This window comes from Proteus vulgaris (assembly GCF_023100685.1).
Taxonomy (GTDB): Bacteria; Pseudomonadota; Gammaproteobacteria; order Enterobacterales; family Enterobacteriaceae; genus Proteus.
On the sequence record NZ_CP090064.1, the window covers coordinates 1,362,035 to 1,375,216 of the forward strand.

8 protein-coding genes are annotated in these 13,182 nt (G+C 40.7%); 5 read left to right on the forward strand and 3 right to left on the reverse strand.

The annotated features are described in order from the left end of the window. The 3 genes from cydC to trxB form a co-directional block, all read right to left on the reverse strand. Entirely contained in the window at positions 1–1,752 is a 1,752-nt protein-coding gene (cydC, locus tag LW139_RS06405) for a heme ABC transporter ATP-binding protein/permease CydC (RefSeq protein WP_247850791.1), read from the reverse strand. Between the two features lie 2 nt (positions 1,753–1,754). Continuing rightward, a complete protein-coding gene (cydD, locus tag LW139_RS06410; RefSeq protein WP_227336639.1) occupies positions 1,755–3,524 on the reverse strand; it encodes a heme ABC transporter permease/ATP-binding protein CydD in 1,770 nt (589 codons plus the stop codon). 141 nt (positions 3,525–3,665) lie between these two features. Next, complete coding sequence (gene trxB, locus LW139_RS06415; protein WP_036938142.1) at positions 3,666–4,625, reverse strand: thioredoxin-disulfide reductase; 960 nt, start codon at positions 4,623–4,625, stop codon at positions 3,666–3,668. Positions 4,626–5,168: 543 nt separating this feature from the next. Here trxB and lrp point away from each other — a divergent pair. The 5 genes from lrp (at position 5,169) to serS (ending at position 13,041) form a co-directional block, all read left to right on the forward strand. Further along, complete coding sequence (lrp, locus tag LW139_RS06420; protein WP_004244566.1) at positions 5,169–5,663, forward strand: leucine-responsive transcriptional regulator Lrp; 495 nt, start codon at positions 5,169–5,171, stop codon at positions 5,661–5,663. Positions 5,664–5,796: 133 nt separating this feature from the next. Next, entirely contained in the window at positions 5,797–9,555 is a 3,759-nt protein-coding gene (locus tag LW139_RS06425) for a DNA translocase FtsK 4TM domain-containing protein (protein WP_247850793.1), read from the forward strand. Positions 9,556–9,667: 112 nt separating this feature from the next. After that, complete coding sequence (lolA, locus tag LW139_RS06430) at positions 9,668–10,276, forward strand: outer membrane lipoprotein chaperone LolA (protein WP_109408785.1); 609 nt, start codon at positions 9,668–9,670, stop codon at positions 10,274–10,276. A 7-nt stretch (positions 10,277–10,283) separates the two neighbouring features. Next, positions 10,284–11,633 (forward strand): replication-associated recombination protein A, encoded by a 1,350-nt coding sequence (locus tag LW139_RS06435; protein WP_166539668.1) that lies wholly within the window; start codon positions 10,284–10,286, stop codon positions 11,631–11,633. 118 nt (positions 11,634–11,751) lie between these two features. Next, positions 11,752–13,041 (forward strand): serine--tRNA ligase, encoded by a 1,290-nt coding sequence (gene serS / locus LW139_RS06440; protein ID WP_227336643.1) that lies wholly within the window; start codon positions 11,752–11,754, stop codon positions 13,039–13,041. The last annotated feature ends 141 nt before the right edge of the window (positions 13,042–13,182 follow it).

Sequence of the window (13,182 nt, forward strand, 5' to 3'; positions counted from 1 at the left end):
TTATGCCTCGTGAGTCGGAGTTAATAGTGCCTGTCTTTGGTGAAATTTAGCATAATGCCCTTGTTGTTTTAACAACGAAGCATGAGTGCCTGTTTCAACGATTTTTCCGCCATCCATAACGCAAATTTTATCCATTTTATCTAAACCGTGAAGTCGGTGAGTGATCATTAATACAGTTTTGCCCTGACAATGCTGATGTAAGAGAGCTAGGATCTGCTGTTCTGTATCGGCGTCAAGGCCCTCTGTTGGCTCATCAAGCAATATAAGAGGTGCATTGTGGAGTAGGGCTCTTGCCAGTCCTAAACGTCGCTGTTCGCCCCCTGAGAGCTGTCTACCACCATCGCCCATCCATGCGTTTAATCCTTCATCATTTTCCAAAATGTGCCCAAGGCCAACTTGTTGAAGTGCATAGACTAGCTCTTCATCTGTTGCCTCTTCTTTTGCCATAATTAAGTTTTCTCTTAGGGTATGACTAAAGACATGAACACGCTGAGGAACAACAGACATCATTGAACGCAAAGTCGTTTCATCATAATCGGCAATAGATGAATTATTTAAGCAGATTGTGCCGTGAGTTGGATCAAAAGCGCGGTTGATTAATTGCAATAGTGTTGATTTACCACAACCTGTTTTTCCTAACAATGCAATGTGTTGTCCTGCTTCAATCGTTAAATCTACATGATTAATAACTTGCATCGGTTGAGCTGGATAAGTAAAGCACACATTATGTAGGGTAAGTGAAGCACTCTTTTTTCTTTCTTCTCCTTTTTCAGGGAAAGTGACATCTGGTTTTTGCTCAATTAAATGAGAAATACGTGTTGCAGATGTCATCACTTGTCCTAAATGTTGGAATGCAACAGTAACAGGGGCTAAAGACTCAAATGCTGCCAATGCACAGAATGTGAATAAAGCAATTAGGGCTTCAGGCATAAAGCTATGGTCTATCCCATCCGCCGCCAACCATAGAATTAAGGTTGCAGTCAGCCCTGAGGCGAGGATCATCAATGATTGCGATAACCCTGTTAAGTTTGCTTGTTGTGCTTGTCGGTGTAACCACTTGGTTTCAAGTTGCGCTAAATTTGCTCTAAAACGAGGTAGCGCACCAAAAACAGTTAGTTCTGCTTGCCCTTGTAACATGCTAGTGAGTACAGTGCGATATTGTCCACGTAAATCAGTCAGATCTCGGCCGATAGGTTTACCTGCATAATAGAACACAAAAGGTAAAACAATCAGCAAGGTGAGCATAATGCCACCTAATGTATTAGCTAAGCGAGCATCAATTAACCCAAGGCCAAACACAATCATCATAATGACGACAAAAGCGGCAATAATAGGTGAGATAACACGAATATAAAGGTGATCTAATGTTTCAACATCAGCTACTAAGCGGTTAAGTAACTCACCTTGACGAAAACGTGCAATTCCACCAGGAGAAAGAGGCAATATTTTTTCAAAGGTGAATACCCGTAAGTGTGATAACACGCGAAATGTTGCATCATGACTAACGAGTCTTTCAAAATAACGGCCCGCAGTACGAAATATCGCTGCACCACGAACTCCTGCAGCAGGTAGCATATAGTTAAAGCTATAAATCCCCGCAAAACCAGCTAGAGAAGTACCTGCTAAAAACCAACCTGATAGTGTTAAAAGGCCAATGCTCGCCAATAAAGTTAAGATAGCAAGAATAATACCTAGCAATAACATAAACCAGTGGCGACGATAGAGTGCGAGAAAAGGAAGCAATACTTTCATAATTAAAGTTCCTCTTTACGATGAGCAAGAAGACGAGCAAAAGCCCCTTGTTGCTGGCTTAATAACGCATAAGTGCCCGTTTCAATAATTTGACCTTTTTCCATTACCCAAATCTGATCGTAACCTAATGTTTCTTCCAATAAATGAGTGACAAGCAACGTAGTTTGATTTAATGATGCATTATTGAGTGCATGCATCACACGTTGTTCGCTATGGGAATCAAGGCTTGCTGCTGGTTCATCTAGTAATAATAATTGGCAAGGGGATAATAGAGCGCGGGCTACGGCAATTCGTTGTGCTTGACCAACAGAAAGACGAGCAGCACTATCGCCAATGACTGTATCTAACCCATCAGGTAAATCGTTAATAAAATCGCTGACATAGGCTTTTTCAATAGCCAGATTAATTTGTTCTGAACTGGCATTTGGAGCGCTTAAACGTACATTATCAAGTAAAGTTTGTTCAGGTAAATTTGGATTTTGTCCCACCCAACTTAAACATTGACGCCATGCTTCAGGTGAAAGCTGAGTTAATTCAATACCATTAACTTTTAATGAACCACGATAAGGTAAAAAACCTAAAAGGGCATTTAATAATGAGCTTTTTCCTGCGCCACTTTGGCCTACAATCGCAATACGTTGCTGAGGATTAATTGTAAAACTTAATGGGCCTGCTAATTTTACGCCTTGATGTGATAAAACCTCTAGTTCATGTGCCGTTATTTCAATACTTTCGTTTGCATTGATACGCTCATTACCTGCTAATTGTGGTTTTTCGCCATCAGCCTCTAAAAACTCAACCAGAGACTCTGCTGCGCCCACGGCTTGCGCTTTTGCATGATAATAAGTACCTAAATCTCGTAAAGGTTGAAAAAATTCAGGAGCAAGGATCAGCGCTAAGAAACCTGAAAAGAGGGTAACACCCAAACCATAACTACCAAAATTAAGTTCACCTAAGTAAGAAAACCCGAAATAAACAGCAACAACAGCAATAGAAACAGCGGTAAAAAATTCCAATACGCCAGAAGACAGGAACGCCATTCTTAGCACTTCCATCGTGCGTTTACGGAAGTCTTCTGTTGCTTCAGTAATTTGTTTTACTTCGGCATTACCACGGTTAAATAGCCGTAATGTGTCTAATCCTCTTAATCTATCGAGAAAATTACCACTTAAACGACCTAAAGCGAGAAAGTTTCTACGGTTAGCATCTGCTGCACCTAAGCCAACTAATGCCATAAATAGCGGGATCAGTGGGGCAGTAAAGAATAAAATTAACCCCGCAACCCAGTTAACAGGGAATAGGGTGATAAGGATAAGAATAGGCACAATAGCAGAAAGATACATCTGTGGAAGATAACGTGCATAATAATCTTGCATATCTTCAATTTGTTCTAGAATAATTGTTGCCCAGCTTCCTGCTGGTTTGCCTTTAACCCAAACAGGGCCTAATTCTTCAAGTCTATCAAGGACAATTTTACGAATTTGTTGCCTAACTGCCATACCACAGCGATAACCAACACGCTCTCGTATAGCCATTACTACTGCACGTAAGATAAAAATACCAATAAGAGTGAGAAAAGTAGGTATATGCGTATCACGGTTAATACTATCCATGATAAATGCTTGAAGTAAAACAGCTAATAACCATGCTTGAGCAATAATTAATAAACCGCTTACAACACCTAGGATCATTGATAGCCGTAGCCATCGACGGGCTGGAGCACTTTGCTGTTTCAGCCATCGAACCAATTCATTTTGTTTAGTTTTATCCATAAGAAAAGATTCAAATCTGCAGGTGAGATACAAAGTATCAGAAAGGCCAAGGGTAAGTAGTTATACGCTTTGGCAACCAGGCTAGTATGTTACATGGTAAAAGGCGCTACTGAAATAGCGCCTTGAAAGGAAGTGATGATTTTAGTTAGATTTTTGTGCGTCTAAGTAACGTTCTGCATCTAAAGCGGCCATACAGCCTGTTCCTGCAGAGGTAATTGCTTGACGATAAATGTGATCCATTACGTCACCTGCTGCAAAAACACCCTCAATTGAGGTTTGAGTTGCATTACCCTGTGTGCCTGATTGTACTTTGATGTAACCGTTATCTAATTCTAATTGTCCATCAAAAATAGCCGTATTAGGGCTATGTCCAATGGCAATAAACACACCCATAACATCTAATTCTTCGGTTTTATCGCTCTTAGTATCTTTTAAACGAACTTTGGTTACACCCATATCGTCGCCAAGAACTTCGTCTAAAGTACGATCAGTATGCAAAATAATATTGCCACTGTTTACTTTGTCCATTAAACGATTAATTAAGATTTTTTCAGAACGGAATGAATCACGGCGGTGGATCAGATGAACTTCGGATGCAATATTGGCTAAATACAGTGCTTCTTCTACTGCAGTGTTACCGCCACCAACGACAGCGACTTTTTGGTTACGATAGAAGAAACCGTCACAGGTTGCACAAGCAGAGACACCACGGCCTTTAAAAGATTCTTCTGAAGGTAAGCCGATATAACGTGCAGAAGCACCTGTAGCGATAATTAATGCGTCGCAGGTGTATTCTTGTTCATCACCAAATAGGCGGAAAGGGCGGTTTTTCAGATCGACTTTATTAATATGGTCAGAGATAATCTCTGTATTAAATTTTTCAGCGTGCTGAAACATGCGATCCATTAAGCCTGGGCCTGTTAACCCTTCAGGGTCACCGGGCCAGTTTTCGACTTCTGTTGTTGTTGTCAGCTGACCGCCTTTTTCAACACCCGTAATCAGTACTGGTTCTAAGTTTGCTCTTGCAGCATAAACGGCAGCGGTATAACCCGCAGGGCCTGAACCTAAAATAATAAGTTTGCTATGTTTGATGGTGCTCATGTGTACCTCATCTCTGATTAGGCGTGATGCGAATTGGGGGATTGTAGGAGAAATAAGACGTTAAAAAAAGCCAATGACGAGAAATAGACATAATATTTTAGCTATTTTAGCAATAGTTAATACTAATATAGTTTAATAATTATAGAGTTATATTGGGCTAACATCATCGAATCAACATGAAACATTTTGCTTTACAATTGATGACTATCTTGCGTATATAGAGAATAACATAGCGCCTTGTTCTGATTTTTACTCATTTGCTTTGACAATCCGCTGTACATTTGCGAAAACATGATTGTTAAAGATAATTATCTTCGGATGTTATAGGTACAATTTTTCGACAGACAGGGTGTAAGATAGTTACTTTGCAATATTTGCTAATGAGTATTTAGATAAAATAGATGTTTTATCTGGCATTAAAAGAAAATAGATTGGTAGTTTGCTCTGACCGTTTGATACCGAAGTTTCGACATTGATGCTGAAGGTGTACAGGTATGGGTATAGGAAAATAAAGTAAGAGAAAAAGAGAAAGAGAGTATAGAGATGATTGATAATAAAAAACGTCCGGGTAAAGATCTTGATAGAATAGACCGGAATATTCTAAATGAGCTCCAAAAAGATGGTCGTATTTCAAACGTTGAGTTATCTAAACGTGTTGGTTTATCACCAACGCCTTGTTTAGAGCGTGTACGTCGTTTAGAGCGCCAAGGATTTATTTCTGGGTATACTGCGCTGTTAAACCCTCATTACCTTGATGCATCATTATTGGTATTTGTGGAAATCACACTAAACCGTGGCGCGCCAGATGTTTTTGAACAATTTAATATGGCTGTTCAAAAACTTGAAGAAATCCAAGAATGTCATTTAGTTTCTGGTGACTTTGACTATCTGTTGAAAACTCGTGTACCTGATATGTCTGCTTACCGTAAATTGCTGGGTGAAACTCTGTTACGTCTTCCGGGTGTTAATGACACACGTACTTACGTGGTTATGGAAGAAGTTAAACAAAGTAACCGCCTTGTAATCAAAACTCGCTAAGCCAACTTAATAGGTTGGTGCAAAGCAGGAAAAAATTAGGTACACTCCTGTTTATGCATACAGTTTCAACGCTGAGATATCTCAGCGTTGTTCCGTTTTAATTTAACCCTAAGTTAAACCTGGAGAGCCCTCTTTGAGCCAGGAATATACAGAAGACAAAAATATTCGTTTAACAAAGATAAGTAACCGTCGTCGTGTTTGGGAAGCTATTCTCATTTTAATCGGGATTGGTGCTGTCTTTTTGATGGTTTCTTTATTTAGCTTTCATCCCTCTGATCCTAGCTGGTCACAAACCACATGGAATGAACCTATTCAAAACCTAGGTGGCAGTATCGGAGCATGGCTAGCTGATATCCTATTTTCAGCATTTGGTTTACTCGCCTATGCTATTCCTATTGTGGTTGTTTTTGGTTGTTGGAATTCACTGCGCTACCAAAAAAATCGCGAATATACTGATTTTTTCTCCCTTGCACTTCGCACGATTGGCGCCTTGGCTCTGGTTTTTACCTCTTGTGCATTAGCTGATCTTAATTTTGATGATATCTATAATTTTAGTTCAGGCGGTGTTATTGGTAGTTTATTTAGTAAGGCATTATTACCTTGGTTTAATGTATTAGGCGCAACGCTTGCACTGTTATCTGTTTGGGCAGTTGGTTTTACATTATTTACAGGATGGTCGTGGCTAACGATCACCGAAAAAATTGGTGCAGTTATCCTTGGTACGGTGGGTTTTATTACTAATCGAGGCCAACACGATGCTGAATACGAAGACGAAGAAGATGATAACACTCAAGATTTTGTTGATGATGTTACTGAGCATTCAAATCAAACAGAAAAACAAGCATCAGAACTAACAACAGAAGAGAGTGATGACATCTTATTTTCTGCACCTTCAGCGCTTGAACTTGCTCGTCAGCAAGATATTGATTCATCGAAACCGCCTAAAACGCAACAAGAAGATGATTTACCTTCATTCAGTGCAACAAATGATACCGACGATCATGTTCAATCATTAACGCCAGTTGCACCTGTTATAGCGGAGTCTGTAGTAGAAAATACGTCCGAAATAACAGAAGAAATACCGGAACATTACCGTTTTGATATTCCTGAAGCCTTCCTTAAAAAAGATATTCAGCCAGAAGTTAGTGCTTCGCAACATTCTGTTTATTCAATTCCAGAAGAGAACATATCTTCTGTGAAGCCATTAGTTGAAAATAATCCTATTGCACAACCTGTAGATAGTTTTATGCCTGTTGGACGAGCTGAACCTACATTTTCAATGGCACCAGATAGTGATGATACCTTAACACAAGCCGCAACGGTGACTGCCGGAGCCGCAACAAGTGCCCTAGTAAGCCACGGAGCACAAGTTAAACAAGGTTTAGGGCCTGAATTGCCACGACCAAATCCAGTACGTTTGCCTACTCGTCGAGAGCTCTATGGTATTCATATTCCTTCGCAACGTGAAGCAGAGCTACGCCGCCGTGAAGAAGCTGTTCAATCAGAGCCTGAAGATGAATTAGCTGATATCCAAGAGCAAGCGAATTTTGAACAGCAATTACGACAACAATTTCTTGAACAGCAACGTGAACGTTATGGCGACGAAGCTGATGAGGTTATTGAGCAATCTGCCTCTCATTATGAGCCGAATATTGAGACGCCACTTTCTTCCTTTAATCATCAACAAGATAATTATCGAGACGAACCTACTGTTACTGCAAATACATTCTCTTCAGCAGAAGATAATAGCAATGTTCTTGATGAGAATGAGCTTTATGAACAGCAACAGTTAGCTGCACAATTTAAGCAACAATTGCAGGATCGTTATGGTGATGAGGTTTCGTTAGATGATGACGAAGATGAAGTTTTACCTCAAATATCAACATCAGCATCTTCATTACAAGCAACTACGGGTTATCAACCTCATATTCAACATTCGTTTGCCTCACAATCAGCAAAACCAACGCAAACAATGGAGAAAAAAGTAGAGTATCCAACCAGTAATGCGTTTTTACAAATCTCACCTCGTGATGATGAAGAGGAAGAGTACACCCCAAAAATTGAATTAGAAAGAGAACTCACCGCATTAGAAGCTTTCTCACCTATTGATGATTTATTGGATGAAGAGCCAATAGAGCCAGTATTTACGCCGATTGTTTCTGAACCTGTTACGCCACCTGTGGCACCTCAAACTGCATCGCAATCACGTATTGAACCACAGCCCAATATGGCTCAGCATTTTGGACAGCAACAGCAACAGCAACAGCAACAGCAACAGCAACAGCAACAGCAACAGCAACAGCAACAGCAACAGCAACAGCAACAGCAACAGCAACAGCAACAGCAGCAAGAATCATTAATTCACCCATTCTTGATGCGTAATGACAGACCGCTGCAAAAACCAACCACGCCAATGCCTTCTCTGGATCTGTTAACAACACCGCCAGTAGAAGATGAGCCTGTTGATATGTTTGAGCTTGAGCGTGTTGGAAAGCTTATTGAAGCACGCCTTAATGATTATCGTGTTAAAGCCAAGGTGGTTGGTATTTCACCGGGGCCTGTTATCACGCGATTTGAACTTGAACTTGCGCCAGGTGTTAAAGCTGCGCGTATTTCAAATTTATCACGCGACTTAGCGCGTTCATTGTCTGCCATTGCGGTACGTATTGTTGAAGTTATTCCGGGGAAACCTTATGTAGGACTGGAATTACCTAACAAAAAACGTCAAACCGTATATATGCGAGAATTGTTAGATAGCGATACATTCCGTGATAGCCGTTCTCCACTGACAGTTGTTTTAGGTAAAGATATCGGTGGTCAGCCAGTTGTTGCCAATCTTGCTAAGATGCCTCACTTACTTGTTGCTGGTACAACGGGTTCAGGTAAATCTGTCGGTGTGAATGCGATGATCATCAGCATTCTCTATAAAGCAAAACCAGAAGATGTTCGCTTTATTATGATTGACCCTAAAATGCTTGAGCTTTCAGTTTATGAAGGTATTCCACATCTTCTAACAGAAGTTGTTACAGATATGAAAGATGCCGCAAGTGCGCTGCGTTGGAGCGTGGCTGAAATGGAACGTCGTTATAAACTAATGTCAGCATTAGGTGTGCGTAACCTTGCTGGTTATAACGAAAAAATTAAAGAAGCTGAAGCAATGGCACGTCCTATTCCTGATCCATTCTGGAAATCAACTGACAGTATGGCAACGGAAATGCCGACGTTAGGAAAAGAACCTTATATTGTTGTTGTCGTTGATGAATTTGCTGATTTGATGATGACAGCCGGTAAAAAAGTGGAAGAGCTGATTGCTCGCTTAGCACAAAAAGCGCGTGCTGCAGGTATTCACCTTGTACTTGCAACACAAAGACCTTCAGTTGATATTATTACTGGTTTAATTAAAGCTAATATTCCTAGCCGTATTGCCTTTACCGTTTCAAGCAAAATCGACTCTCGAACTATTTTAGACCAAGGTGGTGCTGAATCATTATTAGGCATGGGTGATATGCTTTATGCACCGAATGGTTTTGTGCCTGAGCGTGTTCATGGTGCTTTTGTTAGCGATGATGAAGTACATGCTGTGGCAACTGACTGGAAAGCACGAGGTCGTCCACAATATATTGAAGCTATTACTAAGTGTGGTGAAGAAGGCGAAAGTGGTAATGGTGGTGGTTATGACGATAGTGAAGAGCTAGATCCTTTATTTGACCAAGCGGTAGCATTTGTTGTTGAAAAACAACGTGTTTCTATTTCTGGTGTACAACGTCAATTTAGAATTGGCTACAACCGTGCCGCAAGAATTGTAGAGCAAATGGAGATGCAAGGTATTGTCAGTACGCCAAATCACAACAATACCCGTGATGTACTTTCACCACCACCTTCTGATATGTAATATCTTGAAAACTCAGTTATCAGCTAATGAGATAGCATGATAACCTGCACAATATCATTAAAATTTATACGCCGACATTATGTCGGCGTAATCTCATGCCGAGGCTTGTAGAATGAAAAAAGTATTATTTGCAGTGTGTGCGATGACATTAATAAGTAGCCAAGCCGCTTGGGCTGATGCGCGTCAAGATCTGCAACAACGATTAAATAAAGTAAATAGTTTTCAAGCTAACTTCAGCCAAACTGTCACTAGCAATGAAGGTGCCCTTATTCAAAAAGGGGAAGGAAATTTAAAAGTACAACGCCCTGATTTGTTTAATTGGCAAATGACCGCACCTGATGAGAGCACTCTGATTTCTGATGGTAAAACATTATGGTTTTATAATCCCTTTGTGGAGCAAGTTACTGCGAGCTGGCTTGAAAGTGCTACAACCAATACTCCGTTTATGTTGATCGCGCGTAACGACAGTAAAGAATGGCAAAATTATGAAGTTAAACAAACGGGTGACCGTTTTGAGCTAACGCCAAAAGTAGAAAATAACTTAAAACATTTTACGATCACCGTGTTACCTAATGGGCAAATCCAGCAATTTGCTGCCACAGAACAAGATGGCCAGGTGAGTAATTATCAATTAACTGCTCAAACAGCTGCGCCAATCGATGCATCCGCATTTCGCTTTACACCTCCTGCGGGTGTGACTGTGGATGACCAACGTCAGTGAGGATATTTTGAGTAATTTATCACTCGATTTTTCACGCAATGAGTTCCAACCTCTGGCTGCAAGAATGCGGCCTGAAACATTGGAGCAATATATCGGGCAAACGCACTTACTTGCCGAAGGTAAGCCATTACCTCGTGCTATTAAGGCGGGGCAATTGCATTCCATGATTTTATGGGGGCCACCAGGAACAGGGAAAACAACCCTTGCTGAGATTATTGGTCGCTATGCACAAGCTGATATAGAACGTTTATCTGCGGTAACATCGGGTATTAAAGAAATCAGAGAGTCTATTGAAATTGCGCGCCAAAATCGTAATGCTGGGCGTAGAACAATACTATTTGTTGATGAAGTTCATCGTTTTAATAAAAGTCAGCAAGATGCTTTTTTACCTCATATTGAAGATGGTACGATCACTTTTATCGGCGCAACGACTGAAAATCCCTCTTTTGAATTAAATTCCGCGTTGCTATCCAGAGCAAGGGTTTATCTATTACGTTCATTAACCGAAGCAGATATTGAGCTAGTGCTACAACAAGCACTGGATGATCCTGAACGTGGCTTAGGTGAGCGCAATATCATTTTACCTAATGATACTCGTAAAATGATTGCACAATTGGTTAATGGTGATGCACGTCGTTCATTAAATTTGCTTGAAATGATGGCTGATATTGCCGAAGTAGATAGCCAAGGAAAACGCATGTTGACGCCTGCGTTACTCACTGAAATCAGTGGTGAGCGTAGTGCGCGTTTCGATAATAAAGGCGATCGCTTTTACGATCTTATCTCTGCATTGCATAAATCAGTAAGAGGATCTGCACCCGATGCAGCACTTTATTGGTACGCAAGGATCATAACAGCAGGTGGTGATCCACTTTATGTTGCTCGCCGTTTATTGGCAATCGCATCAGAAGATGTAGGTAATGCCGATCCTCGTGCGATGCAAGTCGCTATTGCTGCATGGGATTGTTTTACGCGTGTAGGGCCTGCTGAAGGTGAGCGCGCGATTGCGCAAGCCATTGTGTATTTGTCTTGTGCTCCCAAAAGTAATGCGGTTTATACCGCATTTAAAGCAGCTATTGCAGATGCCAAAAGTAAACCGGATTATGATGTGCCTGAACATTTGCGTAATGCGCCAACAAAACTGATGAAAGAAATGGGGCTTGGTGCTGAGTATCGTTATGCGCATGATGAGCCTAATGCGTATGCGGCAGGAGAGGTTTATTTTCCTAAAGAAATGGCCAATACGCAGTACTACTACCCAGTAAAAAGAGGGTTAGAGATCAAGGTTGCAGAGAAATTAGACTGGCTTTCTCAACAAGATCAAAATAGTGCTACAAAACGCTATCGCAAAATGTAAAGATGCGGTAAGGTTATTAAATTATCATTAATTTCTTAACTATGCCTTGTCTCAGATATCTTTTTTATAAGATAGGAGAGAAGGTTTTTATTAATCTATCAATAAGCACAGGATAAGCATGCTCGATCCAAATCTACTGCGTAATGAGCTAGACGCGGTCGCCGAAAAACTGGCTCGCAGGGGGTTCACCCTCGATGTGGAAAAAATCCGTCAACAAGAAGAACGCCGTAAGGTGTTACAGGTTGAAACCGAATCCCTGCAAGCAGAACGTAATTCTCGATCGAAGTCCATCGGTGCGGCAAAAGCGCGTGGTGAAGATATTGAGCCACTTCGTCAGGAAGTTAACCTGTTAGGTGAAAAACTTGAAGCTGCAAAAGCAGAACTTGAAGTTCTTCAAGCGGAAATCCGTGATTACGTTTTAACTATCCCGAATATGCCAGATGATGCTGTGCCAAATGGTAAAGATGATAGCGAAAACGTAGAGGTTTCTCGTTGGGGCACACCAAAGAGCTATGATTTTGAATTAAAAGATCATGTGACTTTAGGTGAGCTGACTGATGGTTTAGATTTCGCTTCTGCGGTGAAAATTACGGGTTCACGTTTTGTTGTGATGAAAGGTCAAATTGCACGTTTACATCGTGCTATCACACAATTTATGCTGAATCTGCATACCGAAGAGCACGGCTACCAAGAAATGTATGTTCCTTACTTGGTTAATCACGCAACTCTGTACGGTACAGGTCAGTTACCTAAATTTAGTGAAGACTTATTCCACACTAAACCGTTAGAAGAAGAAGCAGAAAGCCAATATGCACTGATTCCAACAGCAGAAGTCCCTGTTACTAACATGGTAAGAGACGTTATTCTCGAAGAAGACGATTTACCATTGAAAATGACGGCTCATACACCATGTTTCCGTTCAGAAGCAGGCTCTTATGGTCGTGATACTCGTGGTCTTATTCGTATGCACCAATTTGATAAAGTTGAGCTGGTTCAAATTGCTCATCCTGAAAAATCAATGGAAGCATTAGAAGAGCTAACAGGCCATGCTGAAAAAGTGTTGCAATTACTGAATCTGCCATATCGTAAAGTTGTGCTTTGCACAGGTGATATCGGTTTTGGTTCACGCAAAACTTACGACTTAGAAGTTTGGGTTCCTGCTCAAAACACATACCGTGAAATATCTTCATGCTCAAATATGTGGGATTTCCAAGCACGTCGTATGCAAGCACGTTTCCGCTCTAAAGGTGACAAGAAGACTCAACTGGTTCATACATTAAACGGTTCTGGTTTAGCAGTAGGTCGTACTTTAGTCGCAATCATGGAAAACTATCAAATGGCTGATGGCCGTATTGAAATTCCAGAAGTGTTACGTCCTTATATGAACGGTTTAGAATATATCGGTTAATTATTCTCTAATTAATTGAGTATTAATAATTTAACCCTCTGCTTAGGCAGGGGGTTTTTTATTATCTGTAATAGATATTTATCACTATTAATTTATTTTATGGTGATAGTTAAATCTAGACTATAAGGCAATTACAAAGTA